This window comes from Cupriavidus sp. SIMBA_020 (assembly GCF_046535395.1).
In the GTDB taxonomy this organism is placed as follows: domain Bacteria; phylum Pseudomonadota; class Gammaproteobacteria; order Burkholderiales; family Burkholderiaceae; genus Cupriavidus; species Cupriavidus campinensis.
Genome location: NZ_JAWRWU010000017.1, coordinates 39,060 through 59,311 on the forward strand (window position 1 = coordinate 39,060; position 20,252 = coordinate 59,311).

19 protein-coding genes and 1 pseudogene are annotated in these 20,252 nt (G+C 68.5%); 10 read left to right on the forward strand and 10 right to left on the reverse strand.

The genetic code is table 11. The features are described 5' to 3' along the window. The first annotated feature begins 175 nt into the window (after positions 1–175). The 6 genes from SB751_RS24970 to SB751_RS24995 all read left to right on the forward strand — a co-directional run bounded on the left by SB751_RS24970 (position 176) and on the right by SB751_RS24995 (position 7,494). The gene (locus SB751_RS24970) at positions 176–829 is read left to right on the forward strand and encodes a PepSY-associated TM helix domain-containing protein (RefSeq protein WP_144197565.1); all 654 of its coding nucleotides are present in this window, start codon (positions 176–178) and stop codon (positions 827–829) included. Positions 830–863: 34 nt separating this feature from the next. Beyond that, a complete protein-coding gene (locus SB751_RS24975) occupies positions 864–1,385 on the forward strand; it encodes a DUF2271 domain-containing protein (protein ID WP_144197566.1) in 522 nt (173 codons plus the stop codon). Positions 1,386–1,444: 59 nt separating this feature from the next. After that, entirely contained in the window at positions 1,445–2,278 is an 834-nt protein-coding gene (locus SB751_RS24980; protein ID WP_144197567.1) for a DUF4198 domain-containing protein, read from the forward strand. A 9-nt stretch (positions 2,279–2,287) separates the two neighbouring features. Beyond that, entirely contained in the window at positions 2,288–3,316 is a 1,029-nt protein-coding gene (locus tag SB751_RS24985) for an FAD:protein FMN transferase (RefSeq protein WP_144197568.1), read from the forward strand. Beyond that, positions 3,313–4,908 carry a sulfite reductase subunit alpha gene (locus tag SB751_RS24990; RefSeq protein WP_144197569.1) on the forward strand — a complete coding sequence of 532 codons (1,596 nt, stop codon included), beginning with the start codon at positions 3,313–3,315 and terminating at the stop codon, positions 4,906–4,908. Before SB751_RS24985 ends, SB751_RS24990 begins: the two co-directional genes overlap by 4 nt. A 111-nt stretch (positions 4,909–5,019) precedes the next feature. Then, positions 5,020–7,494, forward strand: coding sequence for a penicillin acylase family protein (locus SB751_RS24995; RefSeq protein WP_211942714.1), 2,475 nt, complete (start codon positions 5,020–5,022; stop codon positions 7,492–7,494). Positions 7,495–7,509: 15 nt separating this feature from the next. On the opposite strand, the gene SB751_RS25000 is transcribed toward SB751_RS24995, so the two are convergent. Together SB751_RS25000 and SB751_RS25005 are read right to left on the reverse strand one after the other, a co-directional pair. After that, a complete protein-coding gene (locus tag SB751_RS25000) occupies positions 7,510–8,259 on the reverse strand; it encodes a creatininase family protein (protein WP_144197571.1) in 750 nt (249 codons plus the stop codon). A gap of 20 nt (positions 8,260–8,279) precedes the next feature. Beyond that, positions 8,280–9,569: an MFS transporter gene (locus SB751_RS25005; RefSeq protein WP_211942715.1), complete on the reverse strand. Its 1,290-nt coding sequence runs from the start codon at positions 9,567–9,569 to the stop codon at positions 8,280–8,282. A 188-nt stretch (positions 9,570–9,757) separates the two neighbouring features. Here SB751_RS25005 and SB751_RS25010 point away from each other — a divergent pair, with 188 nt between their 5' ends. Next, positions 9,758–10,687: a LysR family transcriptional regulator gene (locus tag SB751_RS25010; RefSeq protein WP_144197573.1), complete on the forward strand. Its 930-nt coding sequence runs from the start codon at positions 9,758–9,760 to the stop codon at positions 10,685–10,687. Positions 10,688–10,783: 96 nt separating this feature from the next. Further along, the gene (locus SB751_RS25015) at positions 10,784–11,236 is read left to right on the forward strand and encodes a DUF2501 domain-containing protein (protein WP_144197574.1); all 453 of its coding nucleotides are present in this window, start codon (positions 10,784–10,786) and stop codon (positions 11,234–11,236) included. 30 nt (positions 11,237–11,266) lie between these two features. Here the strand turns inward: SB751_RS25015 and SB751_RS25020 are convergent, their stop codons facing one another. The 8 genes from SB751_RS25020 to SB751_RS25055 all read right to left on the reverse strand — a co-directional run bounded on the left by SB751_RS25020 (position 11,267) and on the right by SB751_RS25055 (position 17,298). Then, the gene (locus tag SB751_RS25020; protein ID WP_211942716.1) at positions 11,267–11,677 is read right to left on the reverse strand and encodes a VOC family protein; all 411 of its coding nucleotides are present in this window, start codon (positions 11,675–11,677) and stop codon (positions 11,267–11,269) included. A gap of 37 nt (positions 11,678–11,714) precedes the next feature. Then, positions 11,715–12,164, reverse strand: coding sequence for a helix-turn-helix transcriptional regulator (locus tag SB751_RS25025; protein ID WP_211942717.1), 450 nt, complete (start codon positions 12,162–12,164; stop codon positions 11,715–11,717). A 42-nt stretch (positions 12,165–12,206) separates the two neighbouring features. Continuing rightward, positions 12,207–12,695, reverse strand: a complete 489-nt coding sequence (locus tag SB751_RS25030; RefSeq protein WP_144197577.1) for a VOC family protein — start codon at positions 12,693–12,695, stop codon at positions 12,207–12,209. A gap of 87 nt (positions 12,696–12,782) precedes the next feature. Continuing rightward, positions 12,783–13,334, reverse strand: a complete 552-nt coding sequence (gene rfbC / locus SB751_RS25035; RefSeq protein WP_211942718.1) for a dTDP-4-dehydrorhamnose 3,5-epimerase — start codon at positions 13,332–13,334, stop codon at positions 12,783–12,785. Positions 13,335–13,364: 30 nt separating this feature from the next. Further along, positions 13,365–14,303, reverse strand: a complete 939-nt coding sequence (rfbD, locus tag SB751_RS25040; RefSeq protein WP_410748661.1) for a dTDP-4-dehydrorhamnose reductase — start codon at positions 14,301–14,303, stop codon at positions 13,365–13,367. Continuing rightward, positions 14,290–15,357: a dTDP-glucose 4,6-dehydratase gene (gene rfbB / locus SB751_RS25045; RefSeq protein WP_144197580.1), complete on the reverse strand. Its 1,068-nt coding sequence runs from the start codon at positions 15,355–15,357 to the stop codon at positions 14,290–14,292. Before rfbB ends, rfbD begins: the two co-directional genes overlap by 14 nt. A gap of 51 nt (positions 15,358–15,408) precedes the next feature. Beyond that, entirely contained in the window at positions 15,409–16,209 is an 801-nt protein-coding gene (locus tag SB751_RS25050; RefSeq protein WP_144197581.1) for a 2OG-Fe(II) oxygenase, read from the reverse strand. Between the two features lie 21 nt (positions 16,210–16,230). Next, positions 16,231–17,298, reverse strand: coding sequence for a GlxA family transcriptional regulator (locus SB751_RS25055; protein ID WP_186296821.1), 1,068 nt, complete (start codon positions 17,296–17,298; stop codon positions 16,231–16,233). A gap of 533 nt (positions 17,299–17,831) precedes the next feature. Here SB751_RS25055 and SB751_RS25060 point away from each other — a divergent pair. Together SB751_RS25060 and SB751_RS25065 are read left to right on the forward strand one after the other, a co-directional pair. After that, positions 17,832–19,340 (forward strand): mannose-1-phosphate guanylyltransferase/mannose-6-phosphate isomerase, encoded by a 1,509-nt coding sequence (locus SB751_RS25060; RefSeq protein ID WP_409558920.1) that lies wholly within the window; start codon positions 17,832–17,834, stop codon positions 19,338–19,340. Between the two features lie 301 nt (positions 19,341–19,641). Continuing rightward, positions 19,642–20,238, forward strand: a pseudogene (locus SB751_RS25065) (sugar transferase); the annotation flags it as partial. Positions 20,239–20,252: the final 14 nt, after the last annotated feature.

Consider the following 20,252-nt stretch of genomic DNA (forward strand, 5'->3'; position numbering starts at 1 on the left):
AGGCGCATGGGTTCTCCGACCGCCCACCGCTGGGGCTGTAACGCAACGTAACCAGGAGCGGTGTGCTGATTACGTCATGTCGGATTGCCCCAACAAATGAGAACGATTATCATCCGCCGGTTGCGGCTGATTGACAGGCCGCCGCGCACCGGCGCACCTCCCATTTTTCTCCCGCATGACAGACAACCAGCCGGCCTCGGGCCAGCAGCGCCGCGCCTTCTGGCTCAAGCACCTTCACCAGTGGCACTGGATCAGTTCCGCGATCTGCCTGATCGGGATGATGCTGTTCGCCATCACCGGCTTCACGCTGAACCATGCCGGCCAGATCGAGGCCCGGCCCAGCGTGGTCACGCGCGGCGACACCGCACCGCGCGAGGTGCTGGCCGCCCTGCGGCAAGCGGCCCCGGCCGGTGCCGCCCGGAAGACCGAAAAAACGCCGGTGCCGCCCGCGCTAGCCCAGTGGCTGTCGGCGTCCCTCCATGTGGATGCCGAGGGGCGCGAGGCCGAATGGTCTGCCGATGAACTCTACGTGGCCCTGCCACGCCCCGGCGGCGACGCCTGGGTCAGCGTGGCGCTGGACAGCGGCGAGGTGCAATACGAAGCCACCTCGCGCGGCTGGATCTCGTATTTCAACGATCTGCACAAGGGCCGCAACACGGGCCACGCGTGGAGCCTGTTCCTCGATGTGTTCGCCTTCGCGTGCCTCGTCTTCAGCCTCACCGGGCTGTTCCTGCTGAAGCTGCACGCCGGTGGCCGCGCGGCCACGTGGCCGCTGGTGGGCGCAGGGCTGGTGGTGCCGCTGCTGCTCGCCATCGTGTTCATTCACTGATTTGCATTCCTTCCAACCAGAAAAGGTAGTTCCGATGCGCCGACTCCTTACCGTGACCATGACTGGCCTTGCCGCCGCGCCGCTGGCGCCCGCCATGGCCGCCGATCTGAACGTCAAGGTGGAAATTCCCCGCCTCACCGTGGCCGAGTACCACCGCCCCTACGTGGCGATGTGGGTGGAGCGTGCCGACCAGAGCCCCGTCTCCACGCTGGCGGTCTGGTACGACGGCAAGCTCAAGGACGGCGAGGGCACCAAGTGGCTCAAGGACATGCGCCAGTGGTGGCGCAAGGCCGGCCGCGACATGCAGATGCCTGCCGATGGCATCTCCGGCGCCACCCGCGCGCCGGGCGAGCACGCGGTGTCGTTCAAGGACGGCAAGTCGCCGCTCGGCAAGCTGCCCGCCGGCGACTACCAGCTGGTGGTGGAGGCCGCGCGCGAAGTGGGCGGCCGCGAGCTGGTGCGCGTGCCCTTCACGTGGCCGCCGCAGTCCGCGCAGACGGCCCGCGCCAAGGGCGAGCATGAACTCGGCGGCGTCACCGTCGACCTGAAGCCCTGACCCATCCGCCGTTCTCACCCCGTTTTGACTGGATTGACTGGATTGACTGGAGCCTGACGATGAACAAGCCTGCCCGTTTCCCGCAACGCCTTGCCATGCGCGCCGCCGTGCTGGCGCTGGCCGCCCTGGCCCCGCTGGCCGCCCACGCCCACCGCCAGTGGCTGCTGCCGTCGGCCACCGTGCTGTCCGGCAACGACGCCTGGGTGACCGTTGACGCTGCCGTCTCCAACGACCTGTTCTACTTCGAACACGTGCCGATGCGGCTCGACAACCTCGTCGTCACCGGCCCCGATGGCGCCGCCGTGAAGGCCGAGAACGCCGCCACCGGCAAGTACCGCAGCACCTTCGACCTGCACCTGACGCAGCCGGGCACCTACCGCGTGGCCGTGGTCAACCAGGGCGTGTTCGCCTCGTGGAAGGAAGGCGGCCAGACCAAGCGCTGGCGCGGCACCGCCGAGGCGCTGGCCAGCAACGTGCCGGCCAACGCGCAGGACCTGCAGGTAACCGAGAACGCCGGCCGCGTGGAAGCCTTCGTCACTGCCGGCAAGCCGTCGAAGCAGGCGCTGTCGACCACGGGCCGCGGCCTGGAGCTGGCCCCGATCACCCACCCGAACGACCTCGTGGCGGGCGACACGGCCAGCTTCCGCCTGCTGCTGGACGGCAAGCCGGCCAGCAACCTGAAGGTGGAGATCGTGCCGGGCGGCATCCGCTATCGCGACAAGCTCAACGACATGAGTGTCACCACGGACGCGGACGGCAAGTTCAGCGTCAAGTGGCCGGCCCCGGGTATGTACTGGATGGAAGCCGATGTGCGTGACGACAAAACCTCGGTCAAGCAGGCCAAGGCCCGCCGCGCGGGCTACGCCGTGACCGTGGAAGTGCTGCCCCAGTAAGCCCGGCCGATGCAGCGCGTTCTGATCCCCACCTCGCTGACCGCCCCGCCGCCCACACCGGTGGCGGACGGCCACGTGCGGCAGTGGGCCGGGCGGACCATGGGCACCACGTGGTCGGTGTCGGCGGTGCTGGCAGGCGATGGGGATGCAGGGATCGAAGCCGGGATCGAGACGGTACTCGCCAACGTCATCGCCCAGATGAGCAACTGGTCCGAGACCTCGGACCTGAGCCGCTTCAACCGCGCTGCCGCCGATACCTGGGTCACGCTGCCCGAGGATTGCTTCACGGTGCTCCAGGCCGCGCTGCAGGTGGCGCGCGACAGTGGCGGCGCCTACGACCCGAGCGCCGGGCCGCTGGTGGACCTGTGGGGCTTCGGCCCCGCAGGGCTGGCGCATGCGCGCCAGACCGCGCCCACCCCGGACGACGTGGCGCGCGTGCGCCAGCCCTGCGGCTGGCAGCGACTCGAGGTCGATGTGACCCACCGCCGGGCGCGCCAGCCGGGCGGGCTCGCGCTGGACTTCTGCGCCATCGCCAAGGGGTTTGCCGTCGATGCGGTGTCCCGCCATCTGGACGCGCGCGGCATCACCCATCATCTGGTCGAGATCGGCGGCGAGCTGCGCGGGCAGGGCCTGAAGCCGGACGGCATGCCGTGGTGGGTGGAACTGGAATCCCCAGGGGGGAACGGGACCGGGAGTGGGAACGCCCACGGCGCCGCCCGCACGCTGGTGGCGCTGCTCGGGCTGTCCATCGCCACGTCCGGCGACTATCGCCGCTACTTCGAGCAGGACGGCCGCCGTTTCGCCCATACGATCGACCCGCGCACCGGTTACCCGGCGGCGCACGCGCTGGCTTCGGTGACGGTGATCCACCGGGACTGCATGCTGGCCGATGCCTTCTCCACGGCGCTGACCGTGCTTGGCCCGCAGGCGGGCATGGACTTCGCGCGGCGCCATGCGCTGGCGGCGCGCTTCCTGGTCCGCACGCCGCGCGGCTTCGATGAACTTACCTCGCCGGCGTTCGCCGCCATGCTGTCATGACCGTGGGACGCCTGTGGCCCTGGGCCGTGTGCCTTGCCGGCGTCGCGCTGGCCGTGCTGTCCCCGGAGCGGATGGCGATGGCCGCCGGCGTGGTGGCGGCCTATGCGGGCTTCTGCGCCGCCATCCTCGCCCAGCATCGCCGCCGCCGCGCGGCGCGGGTGGGGCTCATTCAGCAGGACAACGGCGCCGCGCGCCCGACGCTGGTGGCCTACGCCAGCCAGACCGGCTTCGCCGAGCAACTGGCGATGCAAACCGCCCGCGCGCTGCAAGGCGCCGGGCTGCCGGTGCAAGTCCTGTCCTTTGCCGAGCTGGACGGCGCGCGGCTGGCCGCCTGCGGGCAGGCGCTGTTCCTGGTCAGCACGACAGGCGAGGGCGACGCGCCCGATACCGCCTCCGGCTTCACGCGCAAGCTGGTGTCCGGCGCCGCGCCGGAATCGCTGCGCCAGTTGCGCTACGGCATTCTCGCGCTGGGCGATAGCAGCTACGCGCGCTTCTGCGCCTTCGGGCACACGCTGTCCGGCTGGTTGCAGCGCCATCACGCCCAGCCGCTGTTCGACATGGTCGAGGTGGACAACGGCGACCCCGGCGCGCTGCGCCACTGGCAGAACCATCTCTCCGCGCTCGGCGGCGGCGCGGAGATTGCCGACTGGGAGCGCCCGCGCTATGGCCGCTGGCAGCTGGTGGAGCGCCGGCTGCTCAACGCCGGCAGCCAGGGGGCGCCGGCCTGGCACCTCGCGCTGGTGCCCGAAGATCCCAGCGATCTGGCGTGGACGGCTGGCGACATCGCGGAGGTCGGCCCCTGCCAGCCGCCGGACGTGGTGGCGACCCTGCTGACCCGTCTCTCCCTCGATGGCGCCACGCCGGTCCGCTGCGACAGCCGCCCCATGACGCTGGCCGAGGCGCTGGCCACGCGCCTGCCGCTGCCCGATGCCCATCTCGACACCATGGCCGGCCTGGCCCCGCAGGCGCTGATCGACGCCCTGCCGGCCCTGCCGCACCGCGAGTATTCGATTGCCTCGCTGCCCGCCGATGGCCGGCTCGAACTGCTCGTGCGCGAGACCCGTCATGACGATGGCCGGCTGGGGCTGGCTTCCGGCTGGCTGACCGTCCATGCCCCCGAGGGCACGCATATCGCGCTGCGCGTGCGCGCCAATCGCGCGTTTCATCCGCCTGCCGATGACCGCCCGCTGATCCTGATCGGCAACGGCACGGGCCTGGCCGGCCTGCGCGCGCTGCTGAAGGCCCGCGCGGCCGCCGGGCATCGGCGCAACTGGCTGCTGTTTGGCGAGCGTTCCGCCGCCCATGACGACTTCCACGGTGCAGAACTGCGCGCGTGGCAGGAGCAAGGTGTGTTGCAGCGCATCGACCGTGCGTGGTCGCGCGATGGTTGCGTGCCGCACTACGTGCAGGACGCCGTGACGGCGCAGGCCGACGCCATCCGCGCATGGCTGGCCGAAGGCGCGGCGATCTATGTCTGCGGCAGCCTGCAGGGCATGGCCGGCAGCGTGCACGCGGCGCTCGCCGGCATCACCGGCGAAGACGCTTTGCAGGCGATGACCGAGGACGGGCGCTACCGTCGGGACGTTTACTGAACCTGAAACGCCTGTATTGCGGCGGCGCACGATCGCCGTATCGGCCCCATCGGCGCCACATTCGTCTATCCTCATGAGTCCTGATTCAACAGGCCCCGAAGAGGAGACACAATGCTTCACCATTCCCGTCCGCTGCGGCGCACTGCCGCCGCGCTCGCTTGTCTTGCCACGCTCTCCAGCCTCACCACCCTCAGCACCCCCGCCGCCCTCGCCGCCGGCCCAGACCGCTTCGCGGTGCCGGGGCTGGAGAAGCCGGCCAGCATCCTGATCGACAAATGGGGCGTGCCCCATATCTACGCCGGCACGCTCTACGACGCTTTCTACGCGCAGGGCTTCATGGCCGCGCGCGACCGCCTCTGGCAGATCGACCTCTGGCGCAAGCGCGGGCTCGGCGAGATGGCCAAGGACTTCGGGCCGGCCTATGTCGAGGGGGACCGCATGGCGCGCGCGGTGCTGTTCCGGGGCGATATGTACCGGGAGTGGCTGGCCTACGGCTCAGACGCCAAGCGCGTGGCCGAAGCCTTCGTGGCCGGCGTGAACGCCTACGTGGCGCAGACGGAGGCCAACCCGGCGCTGCTGCCGCCCGAGTTCCGGGTGCTGAACTACAAGCCGGCGCTCTGGCGCGCCGAAGACATCGTGCGGATTCGCCACCACGGCCTGACGCTCAATTTCACGGGCGAGATGGACCGCGCGGCGGTGTTCTGCGAAGGCAAGGCCAACGCGGTGCGCGCCGACTGGGTGCGCCGCGAACTCGATCCGCCGGTCGAGCCGAAGCTGCCCGAGGGGCTGGACCCCTGCGCGCTGCCCGTGGCCGAGCTGAAGCAGGCCTACGCGCTGGCCACGGCCGCGCCGCGCTTTCCGAAGGAGTGGTGGACACCGGGCGCCAGCAAGGCTGCGGCCGCGGGGGCTGGGAACGTGCCGGTGGACCAGCTCTATGCGATGGTCGATGCGTCCAGCGACACCGGCCGCAGCCTGGGCTCGAACAACTGGGTCATCGCGGGCAGCCGCACCACCACGGGCCGGCCGATCCTCGCCAATGACCCGCACCGCGCGCACGGCGCGCCGAGCCTGCGCTACATCAGCCACCTGAACGCGCCGGGATTGTCCGTGATCGGCGCCGGCGAGCCGTTCCTGCCAGGCATCTCGATTGGCCATAACGGCACCATCGCCTTCGGCCTGACCCGGTTCTACATGGATCAGGAAGACCTCTACGTCTACGAGACCAACCCCGGGCAGGCGCGCGAGTACCGCTACAAGGGCCGCTGGGAGCCGATGGAAACCGTCACCGAGCAGATCGCGGTGCGCGGGGAGGCCACGCCGCGCACGGTGACCATCGACTACACGCGCCACGGCCCGGTGCTCTACGCCGACGCCAGGACCCAGCGCGCCTGGGTGCTGCGCGCCGCGTGGCTGGACTACGGCATGGCGCCGTATTTCGGGTCGATGGACTACATGCGCGCGCGCAACTGGGACCAGTTCCGCGCGGCGATGAACCGCTGGGGCGCGCCGGGCGAGAACCAGGTCTACGCGGATACCTCGGGCAATATCGGCTGGATTCCGGGCGGCCTGACCGTGAACCGGCCCAACTGGGACGGCCTGACGCCGGTGCCCGGCGATGGCCGCTACGAGTGGGCCGGCTATCGCAACATGGACGAACTGCCGTGGGCCTACAACCCGACGCCGGGCTACGTGGTCACCGCCAACGAGAACAACATCCCGGCCAACCATCCGGCCGCGAAGATTGGCGTGGGCTATGAATGGAGCGACAGTTCGCGTGCCCAGCGGCTCAAGGCAGTGGTGGGGGCCAAGTCGCGCAGTTCGGTGGCGGACTCGATGGCGTGGCAGAACGACACGGTGTCCCTGCCGGCTCAGCGCGTGGTGGCGCTGCTCAAGCCGCTCAACAGCCCGGACGCGCAGGTCCAGCGCGGGCTGGACCTGCTGCGCAACTGGGACGGCAACGAGCGCGCCAACAGCGCGGCGGCGGCGCTGTTCGAGGTCTGGTTCAGCAAGCATCTGCGCACGGCCATCGTGCGCGGGGCGCTGTCGCCGGAAGCGGCCAAGCTGGTGGGGGCGGGCGATGCCACCCGGGTGATCGCGGTGATGGAGCAGCCCGCCAGCTGGATGACCGTGGAGCGCCGCAACGAGATCATGCTCAGCTCGCTGAAGTCGGCCATGGCCGAGGTCGAGAAGTCCCTCGGGCCGGACCCGGCGGCGTGGCAGTGGGGCAAGCTGCACACCGCCGTGTTCAACCATCCCCTCAACGCCATCCTCGACCCCGCCCAGCGCCAGCAGTACGACGTGAACGCGGGGCCGATCGGCGGATCGTCATTCACGCCGATGAACACCAGCTATCGCAACAATGACTTCCAGCTCACCGCCGGGGCCTCGTTCCGGATGGTGCTGGACGTGGGCAACTGGGACGCCTCGCGCGCGGTGAACACGCCGGGGCAGTCGGGCAACCCGGCCAGCCCGCACTACCGCGATCTGGCGCCGCTGTGGGCCAAGGGGGAGTACTTCCCGCTGGTCTACACGCGCAAGGCGGTGGAAAAGGCCACCACCGAGCGCGTGGAACTGGTGCCGCGCTGAGCGGCGGGGTCCACCTCAGGCTGGCGGCTGTTCCTGGCTGAACGCCGCCAGCTCGCGCGCCAGGCTCTGCGCCGCGAGCTCGACCAGCGCGCGGCCCCGCTCGCGCGTGGCCAGCCCCGGGTTGGAGCCCAGCCGGCCGTCCGGGAAGCGGGCGCGGAAGTCCAGCGCATCGCGGATCGGGCCAGACGGGGCGATGGGCGGCGCATAGTCGGCCGTCTTCACCGACTCCGGGAAGGCCCATTGCGTGATGGCGATCTCGGAGGGCGTGGCGTGCGCGCCGTGCCCGGTCGGGAACTGGTCGCGCGCCAGTTCGCCCACGCCTTCCAGGTCCCACCAGTTGGCGAGCTTCAGCGCGAAGCCGGCCGGGCGCCGCGCGAAGCTGGCTTCCGCGTACAGCTCCGAGAACGCCGCCTCGATCGAGGCCACATTCCCGCCGTGCCCGTTCAGGAACAGGATCTTCTCGAAGCCGTGCAGGGCGAGGGAGCGTACCCAGTCGCCGATGGCGGCGATGAATGTGGACGGCCGCAGCGAGATCGTGCCGGCAAAGGCCAGGTGATGCTGGGCCATGCCGATATTGAAGGTCGGGGCGATCAGGATGTCGGCCGATTTCTCCGCCTCCCGCGCGATGATCTCGGGGCACAGCCAGTCGGTGCCCAGCAGGCCGGTCGGGCCGTGCTGCTCGTTGGAGCCAATCGGCACGACGATGGTGCGGCTGCGCTGGAGGAACGATTCGATTTCGGCCCAGGTGGACATGTGCAGTTGCATGGGAATCCTCTTATGGGTGGCTACCGGTTGGCCGGCAGCTTGTTGGTGATGACGATCAGGGCGGCAAGGACAGGCAGGCAAGCCATGACCAGCACGCCAAGGTGCAGGCTGCCGGTGGCGGTCTTGGCCCAGCCGATGATGGCCGGGCCCCAGAAGCCGCCGGACAGCCCGATGGTGTTGATCAGCGCGATGCCGCCCGCCGCTGCCGGCCCCTTGATATAGGCGGGCGGAATCGCCCAGAAGACCGTGTAGGTCATCCACAGCGCCGTGGTGCCCAGCGTCAGCAGCGCCAGCGTCAGGAACAGGTGGCCGTCCGCCAGCGTGGAGGCGGCGAGCAGCACGCCGCCAGCCAGCGCGGGCACGCCGCAGTGAAAGCGCCGCTCGTTCTTGCGGTCCGAGCGCCGGCCCATGTAGTACATCCCGAACGCCGCGCCGATATAGGGCACCGCCGCGTACCAGCCGAGCTGCACGGTGTCCGTCACGCCCTGCGCCTTGATCAGGGTGGGCAGCCAGAAGCTGATGGCGTAGATCGCCGCGATGATGCAGAAGTAGGCGAAGGCCAGCACATAGATGCGCCTGTCGCGCGCCACGGCCCGGAACGAGTGGCTGTGGGCGGCGCCGGCGTGGCCGAGGTCGGCCTCCAGGATGCGGCGCTCCTGATCGGTCAGCCAGGTGGCCTCCGACGGCTTGTTCGGCACCAGCTTCAGCGCCAGCAGGCCCAGCAGCACGCAGGGCAGGCCCTCCACCAGGAACATCCACTGCCAGCCGGCGAGGTTGCCGGCGCCAGCGAGCGAGGTCATCAGCCAGGCCGAGGCCGGCGCGCCCAGAATGCCGCCAATCGGCCCGGCCAGGAAGACGATGGCGATGGCGCGCGCCATGCGCTGCGGCCCGTACCAGCACGACAGGTAATAGATCATGCCCGGCGCGAAGCCCGCTTCGAAGATGCCGAGCAGGAAGCGCATGGCGTAGAACGTCGGCACATCGCGCACGAACAGCATGCAGGCCGAGGTAATGCCCCACAGCACCAGGATGCGGCTGAAGGTCTTGCGCGCGCCAATGCGCGGCAGCATCAGGTTGCTCGGGATCTCGAACAGCACGTAGCCGATGAAGAAGATGCCGGCGCCCACGCCGTAGGCCGCGTCCGAGAACCCCAGGTCGCTCTGCATCTGGAGCTTGGCGAAGCCGATGTTGACGCGGTCCAGGTAGGCGAACAGGTAGCAGATCAGCAGAAAGGGCAGCAATCGCCAGTTGATCTTGTTGTACAGCGCGGACGTGTCGTCGACTGCACTTTCCTGGGGGATTGCTAGCATTGCCGGTCTCCAGTCTGTTCTCTAGGGATGCCTGTGAGGGATGCCCTGCGTGGGGTCACTCGATATTGGCAGCGGCGCGCCCACCTACCAACAGCAACAAAGTTCACGTATCGTTGCCCCTCAGGCAACGTAGCGAAGGCAACGTAGCGAAGGCAACGTAGCGAAGGCAACGCAGGGAAGGCGGCGAGATGCGCGAGATCAATCAGCAGCGGTTGCGGTACTTTCGGGAGGTGATGGCGCACGGCACCATCCGGGGCGCGGCGGAGCACCTCAACACGTCACCGTCGGTCATCACCCGGCAGATCCGGCTACTGGAGGACGAACTGGGGTCGACGCTGTTCGAGCGCCAGCCGCGCGGGCTGCGGCCGACCGAGGCGGCCGCGCATCTGCTCGAGTTCTGGCGCGGCTATCGCTCCCACCAGGAGAAGCTGGAAGATCAACTCCACGCCTTGCAGGGGCTTCAGCAGGGCGAGGTGCGGCTGGTCATCAGCGAGGGGTTTGCCGATGCGCTGGTCAACGAGGTGCTGGCGCCGTTCTGCGCGCGCTATCCGAAGCTCGACATCCACATGGTCAGCCTGCCCGTGGACGACGTGCTGAACGAGGTGGCCGAGAGCCGCGCCCATATCGGCCTGGCCTACAACCCGCCGCCGCACCCGCGCGTGGCCTACCGCGCCAGCGTGGCCCAGCCGGTGGTGCTGCTGGTGCGGCGTGACCATCCGCTGGCGCTGCGCGGCGGCCCGGCGAGCATCGCGGACATGCAGGATTACCCGCTGGCGCTGATGCCGCCGTCGTTCGGCATCGGCCATGCGGCCAAGATGCTGGAGTTTGCCGAGAACATCACCATCCACGCCACGCTGACCACCAACTCGCTGCCGGCGCTCAAGCAGATCGTGGCGTACGAGAACTTCATGACGCTGATCGGCGAGTTCGCGGCCTACCGCGAGATCGCTGCCGGGCAACTGGCCGTGGTGCCGATCGACCATCCGCTGTTCCGGAACACGCAGGCCCGGGTGCTGGTCAAGGCGGGGCGGCCCCTGCCGGGCGCGGCGCTGGCGCTGCTGGCGCAGATCACGGAGGGGATGTCGATGTTCCGGGGGCATGCCGTGCGTGATGCATAAGCCACGCGCGATCTCAAAAACGTTCAGATCGGATCCGACGGACGCCGGCATATAGTGGTGAGACCGTTCCCGGCATGGCCGGACAAGGAGTCTCGCATGGCCAAAATTTCCGTCCCCGCCACGCTGCGCCGTGCCGCGTGGCTGACCCTTCCCGCGTGCGGCGTCGCGCTCTCTGCCTTCTCGGGCGTGGCCCACGCGCAGCTCGGCGACTTGATGAAGTCGGCCCCCAGCGGGGGACTCGGTGGCATCAGCGGGCTGTCGATGTCGTCGCTCAGCGCCGGCAGCGCCGGCAATGCCGCCGGGGTGATCGAATACTGCATGAAGAACAACTACCTCAACGCCGACTCGGCAACCTCGGCGGTGAAGGACAAGCTGCTGGGCTCCGTGCCAGGCGGCAGCAAGGACGCCGGCTACAGCGACGGCTCGCGCGGCGTGCTCTCCACCAGCAACGGCCGCCAACTCGACCTGAGCAATACCGCCGGCATCAAGGCCGAAGTCACCAAGCAGGTCTGCGACAAGATCCTCGCGCAGGGCAAGTCGATGCTGTGAGGCGGGCGGTGTCGCCCGGTCTCACCTCACTCACTTGAGCTGCTGGATGCGGAGCATGTTGCCGGCCGGGTCGCGCACGCCCAGGTCGCGCACGCCGTAGGGCTGGTCGGTCGGCTCCTGCACGATCTCGGCGTCCCAGTCCTGCAGGCGCTGGAAGGCGGCGTCGAGGTCGGTCGCGCCCAGCAGCAGCATGGCGTAGGTGCCCTTGGCCATCATTTCGGCGATGGTGCGGCGTTCGTCGTCGGTCACGCCGGGCGTGGCGTTGGGCGGATACAGGACGATCGACGTCTCGGGTTTGCCCTTGGGGCCGACCGTGACCCAGCGGTTGCCGCCGAAGGCGACGTCCTTGCGGATTTCGAAGTCGAGCGCGTCCCGGTAGAAGGCCAGCGAGGTTTCCGGGTCGGTGTGGGGCAGGAAGGCCGAGTGAATGCTGAGGTTCATGAGGGGGGTTCCGGTTCCGTGTTGAGGTCCAGGCAGTCTAGGCCGTCCCCTTTCCCGGCGCTTCTCGATTCCTGATCGGTCGCGTGACCTGCCGGGCGACGCAGGGCGGCATGCCCTCGGTCTCGCCGGCGGCCTCGCGCCGGTAGCGGCTCGGCGAGACCCCGACCAGCTCGGTGAAACGGGTGCTGAAGGTGCCCAGCGACGAACATCCCACCTCGAAGCAGACCTCGGTGACGCTCAGGTCGCCCCGGCGCAGCAGGGCCATCGCGCGCTCGATGCGCCGCGTCATCAGGTAGGCATAGACGGATTCGCCATAGGCCAGCCGGAACTGGCGGCTGAGGTGGCCCGCGGACATGTGGACACCCCGGGCCAGCGCCTCGACGTCCAACGGCTGGGCATACTCGCGGTCGATGCGGTCGCGCACGCGGCGCAGGCGGGCGAGGTCGCGGAGGGTGGTGTCGGCGGCGATATGGGCGGCGGCGGGCATCCGGCCATGCTGCCATGCCCGCCGGGCAGGTTCAACCCACCATCACTGGCCGTCCCCGCGGATGGCCGCCTCGATCCTGGCGATGTCGATCTTCTTCATCGTCAGCATCGCGTTAAACGCGCGTTTGGCCAGCGCCTTGTCCTGGCTGGTAACGGCCTCGACCAGCACGCGCGGCGAGATCTGCCACGACAGCCCCCATTTGTCCTTGCACCAGCCGCAGGCGCTCTCCTGCCCGCCATTGCCGACGATGGCGTTCCACAGGCGGTCGGTTTCGGCCTGGTCTTCCGTGGAAATCTGGAACGAGAAGGACTCGTTGTGCTGGAAGTGCGGGCCGCCGTTCAGGCCCACGCAGGGAATGCCGGCGACGGTGAACTCGACGGTGAGGACATCGCCCTCCTTGCCGTCCGGATAGTCGCCCGGCGAGCGGTGGACCGCCCCAACCGCGCTGTCGGGGAAGGTCTTGGCATAGAAATTGGCGGCATCGAGCGCGTCGCGGTTGTACCACAGGCAAATGGTGTTCTTGCTACTCATGCGTGTCTCCTGAAGTTGGACCAACACTTCGGGTCGCGCCGCAGGACGGGCGAAGTTGGCCTCGCTCCATTGTATGACCGCATCCGCCTAGGCAAACACCTCCGCCTCCCGCAGCGTCTTGGCCCCGGCGTCCTTGGCCGCGAGCAGCGGTTCACCCTGGAGTGGCCAGTCGATGTGGAGCGTGCTGTCGCGCCACAGCAGGGAGCGCTCGTGTTCGGGGTGCCAGGTGTCCGTGGTCTTGTAGAGGAACTCGGCATAGTCCGAGGTGACCACGAAGCCGTGGGCGAAGCCTTCGGGCACCCAGAGCTGGCGCTTGTTGGTGGCCGAGAGCGTCACGCCCACCCACTTGCCGAAGGTGGGCGAACTGCTGCGCAGGTCCACCGCCACGTCGAATACCTCCCCCATCACCACACGCACCAGCTTGCCCTGCGGATGGCGCACCTGATAGTGGAGGCCGCGCAGGACATTGCGTGCCGAGCGCGAATGGTTGTCCTGGACGAAGCTGGTCTTCACCCCGGTCAGGGCCTCGAACTCGGGGCCGTTGAAGCTTTCGTAGAAGAAGCCCCGATCGTCGCCGAACACCTTGGGTTCGATGACCAGCACATCGGGAATGGCGGTTCGAGTCACGTTCATGGTCATGGGAGGCTCCAGGCTTACGGGCTTACGGGCTTACGGGCGCAACTGGTCCAGCAGCAGGTGCAGCCCCTGCTGCCAGTCCGGCAGGTGGATGCCGAACGTGCGGCGCAACTTGCTGGTGTCGAGGCGCGAATTTGCCGGGCGCGGCGCCGGCAGCGGATAGTCGGTGGCGGGAATGGGGGCGATGCGCGCCGGGTCCGTCTTCAGTGGGAAGCCATGCGCGGCGGCGTAGCGGATCACCTCGGTGGCATAGCCGTGCCAGCTGGTTTCGCCGGCGGCGGCCAGATGGTAGAGGCCGGCCGGGAACGCCGCGCGGTTGCCGGCCAGCCAGTAGCGGGCCACGATCTGCGCGGTGACATCGGCGATGAGTGCTGCGGTGGTCGGCGCGCCGAACTGGTCCGCCACCACGCGCAGGCTGTCGCGCTCGGCGCCGAGCCGCAGCATGGTGCGGGCGAAATTGGCGCCGTGCGCGCCGGCCACCCAGCACGTGCGCAGGATCAGCGCCGGCGCGTCCACGGCGGCGATGGCCTGCTCGCCGGCGAGCTTGCTCCGGCCATAGACCGACAGCGGGCCGGTCGGGTCGCTCTCTATATAGTAAGCACCGGTTTTTGCCCCATCGAACACATAGTCGGTGGAGTAGTGCACCAGCAGGCTGCCGTGCGCGCGGGCCTCTTCCGCCAGCACGCCCACGGCCTCGCCGTTGATCCGGAAGGCGGTGTCGCGCTCGGCCTCCGCCTCCGCCCGGTCCACGGCGGTGTAGGCGGCAGCGTTGAGGATCACGTCCGGGCGGACTTCGCGCACCACGCGCCGGAGTTGGTCGAGATCCGACAGGTCGCAGCCGGCGCGGTCCAGCGCCACCACGCGGCCCAGCGGCGCCAGGCTGCGGCGCAGCTCGAAGCCGACCTGGCCGTTGCTGCCGGTGACCAGCAGGGTGGGGATCTCGCGGTCCCTGGGGGTGTCATGCGGCGGCATACTGCCTCGCCATCCAGTTGCGGTACTCGCCCGAGGTCACGTCCTTGACCCAGCCGGGGTTGTCCAGATACCACTGCACGGTCTTGCGCAGGCCGGTCTCGAAGGTTTCGGCGGGCCGCCAGCCCAGTTCACGCTCCAGCTTGCGGGCGTCGATGGCGTAGCGGCGGTCGTGGCCGGGGCGGTCGGTGACGAAGGTGATCTGCTGGCGGTAGGAGCCGCTCGCCTTCGGGCGCAGGGCGTCGAGCAGGTCGCACAGCGTGTGCACCACGTCCAGGTTCGACTTCTCGTTCCAGCCGCCGATGTTGTAGGTCTCGCCAACCCTGCCGCGCGCCAGCACCGTGCGGATGGCCGTGCAGTGGTCGCCCACGTAGAGCCAGTCGCGCACGTTGAGGCCGTCGCCATAGACCGGCAATGGCTTGCCGGCCAGCGCGCGGGTGATCATCAGCGGGATCAGCTTCTCGGGGAAGTGGTAGGGGCCGTAGTTGTTCGAGCAGTGGGTGGTCAGCACCGGCAGCCCGTAGGTGTGGTGGTAGGACCGGACGAGGTGGTCCGACGCCGCCTTGGAGGCCGAGTAAGGGCTGTTGGGCTGGTAGGGCGTGGACTCCGAGAACGGCGGGTCGTCGGCGCCCAGCGAGCCGAATACCTCGTCGGTGGAGACGTGCAGGAAGCGGAAGTGGTCCGCATCGGCCGCATTCAGGCGCCCCCAATAGGCCCGGGCGGCTTCCAGCAGCGTGAAGGTACCGACCACATTGGTCTGGATAAAGGCGCCCGGATCGGCGATGGAGCGGTCCACGTGGCTCTCCGCCGCGAAGTGCACCACGGCCTGGGGGCGGTGGGTGGCCAGCAGCGCGTCCAGCGCGGCCCGGTCGCAGATATCGGTCTGGGAGAAGACGTGGCGTGGTTGTCCTTCCACGGCGGCCAGGCTGCGGCGGTTGCCGGCGTAGGTCAGCTTGTCCACATTGACGATGCGGTCGCCGTGGTGCCGCCGCAGCCAGTCGAGCACGAAGTTGCTGCCGATGAAGCCGGCGCCGCCGGTGACGAGAAGGGTTGCCATCGTAGTTTGCCTGGTGCCTGGTGCCTGGTGCCTGTTACCTGTGGACTAGCGCTATCGCCCGACGATCCGCTTGGCCAGCGCCTTGGCGTACGGGGGCGTCATGCCATGCAGGATGTCTCGCGCGGTGATGGTGAAGCGCTCGCCGGGCCGGGCGCGGAAGCGCGTGGTGTGTTCCTCGGAGGCCTGGTCCGGGCGCCCGTTGGTGTAGTAATAGAGCGCGATCGAGCGGCGCGTGACGCCGGGCGGGCAGGCCAGCGGCACCGGATGGCCGTGCCAGGAGCACTCGTTGGTGCTGAAGACCACCAGCCGGTTGCCGATGGGCGAGATGTTCTGCACGCAGTGCTGGACTTCCTCGTCCCAGAGCTGGAGATGGCCGGCCCAGTTGTCGTCCCATTCGTCATTCAGGTACAGCAGCACGTTAAGGCGCCGGTCCAGCTTCCATTCGAGGTGGTAGTTGTAGTCGATATGGAGCCCCAGGCGGCCGCCCGGCAGCGTCTGGTGCAGCCCGCCGCCGTGCAGGTGGGGGTCCGGCACCAGCCCCTGGATGCCCGACAGCTGCTCCAGGAAGCGGATGAAGCCGGGACTGTTGAACTCGACAATCAGGGCGCGCAGCGCAGGCGGAATGGCGTAGAAGTCCTGGATCTGGAGCTTCAGGTTCTCGGCGGCGGAGCGGAAGGTGAACCAGACTTTCTCGTCGGCGCTGGGGAATGCGGCGCTGGCCTCGCGGTAGAGGCCGTCGTCCAGGAAATTGTCGATACAGACATGCGGAAACGGCGCGGCGCCACTGTAGGACTCCGAAAGCTCGCGCGACATCCAGTCCAGCTTGGCAACATCCAGCAGATCTTGGTGCATGACTCTTGCCTCCTCCTGTAGCTAGGCTGCGTCTGGCAGCGCGGTCTTGTCGAGATTGCGGTAGGCGGTGGGGGACAGCTCGAAGCGTTTGCGGAAGATCTTGGCAAGGCGGTCGCCATTGCCCATGCCGCAGCGGCGGGCGATCTTGTCCACCGGGAGGTCGGTTTCCTTGAGCAGCCGGCAGATCATCTCCAGCCGGGCACGGATCAGGTATTCGGACGGGGTCATGCCCAGCGCGCATTTGAAGCGGCGCAGGTAGTTGCGCTCGCTCATGGCGGCGATGCGGGCGGCGTCGGCCACGGAGATCTCTTCCGCGTAGTGCGCGGTGATCCAGCGGGCGGAGGCGCGCACTTTCTCCAGGGCTTCGGAGGAGGCGGCGATGTCGGGGCCGTCGTCGGGTTCGGGCGGGTCCTGGCGGGCCAGCGGGGTGTCGCGCTGCGGAGCCAGGCGGCGGGCCACTTCGGTTGCCATCGCGCAACCGAGGTCGAACTCGATCTGCGCCAGCGCCATGTCGGCGGCCGAGGGCATCACGTCCGGCGCGGAGACGGCGCCATCGCGGCACCAGAACACGGACGAGGTGACGTGGCTGATGCCCGTCATCTCGTCCACTTCGACAATCTTCTGGGGAATGGCGCGTGATACGCGGGGCTGGGCGGGCGGCGGGGTGCGCTGGCCGCGAGGGTGGCTTCCGGGGCTGCGCTCCAGGACCGAGGCGCTGACCTCGATCATGGCGTTCATCAGGCGGGCGTCGCGCTCGCCAGACGGCTCGCGCTCGCTGCAGCCAATGAAGATGGCGTTGAAGCCACGTTGGCCCAGCACGTCCAGCCCCTGCGTCCAGATCCGCACGGAGGAGGAGCAGGCAACGATGCCGCCCCGGTGGGACAGCAGGGACAACTGGTAGGCGGGCCGGCCGGTGCGCTGCAGGGCGATTTCATTCGCCATGCGGAATGCCTCGGCAATGATGCCGGCGGTCAGCAGGGAGCAGCCATCGAACAACATCAGGCCGATGCGCCGGATCTCGCGCTGGCCGGTCATCGGGATCGGGCCGATGGTGCGCATCGGCGCTGGCGTATCGACTAGGTAATCCATTGGCCGCTGCTCCCCTGATGTCGAATAAGAAAATCGCATCTGCTGCGTTGCATCATAACGAATATCGCCTGCCCGCAAAATCCGGCTGGCCGATAAAGACGCGATATTGGCGGAACATGACTTGTACGCCGTCGCATAAAGGAGAATAAGCGACGCCACCGCCATCCGATGTTTCCGAAGTGAATCATTATTTTCATTCAAATGCGCGGAAACGCACAGAGACTTGTCGCTGATCCGCCGCAATCCCTTGTGCGCACAGGCTTTGGGCATTGCGATGAACTAAATACATGCGCCGCCGCATATTGGTGCGGGATTTTGTAAATATGCCGTGCTGATTCATCCTTTCGATATTCAGCCGGCGTTTCGCCTGATCAAAGTGGAGGCTTAATTACTTTCAAAAGCGTTACACCTTGATTATTCGGACAAAGATTCTGCATTTTCCGCCGTGCGGTCAGATCTGCTTTTTCGGGCATCTATGCTTCGCTGCAACAAAAGGCATTTCGCCCGTTGCAGCGACCCGGACAGGAGCAGACATGCGTACCACGGACACGATGGAATCCACGACGGACCTCGCGGTAGCAGCGCCCGCCGTGCGCTTGCGGCTGGCCGCAGTGGTGCTCGCCGGCGGCTCGGGCACGCGGCTCTGGCCCCTCTCGCGCAAGCACTTCCCCAAGCAACTGATCGACGTGATTGGCGGTGACACGCTGCTCCAGACCACCGCGCGCCGGCTGGCCGGGCTGGTGGAAGGGGGCGGTGCGATGGGTGAGGTGGCCCCGATCATCGTCTGTGGCGAGGCGCACCGCTTCATGACCGCCCAGCAGCTGGCCGAAGCCGGCGTGGCAGCGCGCATCGTGGTGGAGCCGGCCGGGCGCAACACCGCCCCGGCCCTGACCCTGGCCGCGCTGCTTGCCTGCGCCGAGGGCGAGGACTGCATCCTCGTGGCCATGCCGGCCGACCATGTAATTGCCGACAACGGCGCCTTCCAGCAGGCCGTGCTGCGCGCGGCCGGGTTTGCCGAGCAGGGCGCGATGGTCACGCTTGGCGTGCCGCCGACGCGCGCCGATACCGGGTTTGGCTACATCCGGCTGGGCGCCTCGCTCGACGATGCCGCGCGCCGGATCGACGCCTTCGTGGAAAAGCCTGCCGCCGAACTGGCGGCCAAGTACGTGGCCTCGGGCGAGTACTGGTGGAACAGCGGCATCTTCGTGGTGCGCGCCAGCACCTGGCTGCGCACGCTGCAACAGCTGCAGCCGGCCATGCACGCGGCCTGCGCGGATGCCTTTGCCACCGGCCGCAGCGACGGCGCGGTGTTCCATCCGCACGCGGAGGCGTTCGCGGCAGTGCCCTCGGACTCGATCGACTACGCGGTGATGGAGCAACTCGCGCGCGCCGATGGCGTGCCGGGCGTGGTGGTGCCGCTGGATGCCGGCTGGTCCGACCTCGGCTCCTGGGACGCCGTGTGGGACGCCATCGACAAGGATGGCGAAGGCAACGCCGCGCGGGGCCGCGTGCTGTTCGAGGGCGCCACCTCCTGCTACGCCCATTCCGAGGGCCGGCTGGTGGCCTGCGTGGGCACCACCAACGTGATCGTGGTGGAGACCGCCGACGCCGTGCTCGTGGTGGATCGCTCCCATGTGCAGGGCGTGAAGGGGCTGGTCGAGCGGATCGCGCGCCAGCAGGGCACCGAGGCGGACTCCCACCGCAAGGTGCAGCGTCCCTGGGGCTGCTACGACTCGCTCGACACCGGCGAGCGCTTCCAGGTGAAGCACATCGTGGTCCGGCCGGGCGCCAAGCTCTCGCTGCAACGGCACCACCATCGCGCCGAACACTGGACCGTGGTGCGCGGCACCGCGCTCGTCACCCGTGGCGAAGAGCAGTTCCTGCTCAGCGAAAACGAATCCACCTACATCCCGATTGGCACCACGCACCGGCTCGAGAACCCCGGAAAGCTGCCGCTCGAGATCATCGAAGTGCAGTCCGGCGCCTATCTCGGCGAAGACGACATCGTGCGGATCGAGGACACCTACGGGCGCTGCGCCTAGACCCCCTGACCACCTGAAAACAGTCGCCGCGCGGCCGCCCAGCCGGCCGACGCGCGCCTCCTGGAGACATCGATCGCAAGTTAACCCTGGCCACGGGAGAGTCGCCATGTTCCAAGCTTTCAAATCGCTGTTCACCGAGTCCGGCATCGCCACCCGCCGCCTGACGCCCCCCGTGCCCGGCGGCGCGGGCAGTGCCGGGAGGACGGGCGAGTTGCCCGGCGCCATGGCGACCTTTGTGCCGCCTGCGCTCGATGGCCCGGCGGACATGTCGATGCGGCTGCCGCCCGCGCTGGGGCTGGGCGTCAAGCGCGCCTTCGACGCGGCGGCCGCGCTCACCCTGTTGCTGCTGCTCTCGCCACTGATGCTCACCGTGGCGCTGCTGGTGATGAGGGATGGCGGCCCGTGCGTGTTCGGCCATACCCGCATCGGCGCCAACGGCCGCAAGTTCAAGTGCCTGAAGTTCCGTTCGATGGTGATGAACGCCGACGCGGTGCTGCAGGAGCTGCTGGCCACGGACCCCGTGGCGCGGGCCGAGTGGGAGCGCGATTTCAAGCTGCGAGACGACGTGCGTATCACCCGGCTGGGCCGCTTTATCCGCCGCACCAGCATCGACGAACTGCCGCAGCTGTGGAACGTGGTGCGCGGGGACATGAGCCTGGTCGGCCCGCGCCCCGTGGTGGAGAAGGAGCTGGAGCGCTACGGCGACGCGGCGGCCTACTACCTGCGCGTGCTGCCCGGCATCACCGGCCCGTGGCAGGTCAGCGGCCGCAACGAGACCGACTACGGCACGCGCATTTCGCTCGACGTGGCCTACGTGCGTAACTGGTCGTTCGTGGGGGACATCGTGATCCTGTTCAAGACCGTAGGCGTCGTCCTGCATGGCCGTGGCGCGTATTGACACACACAACAACG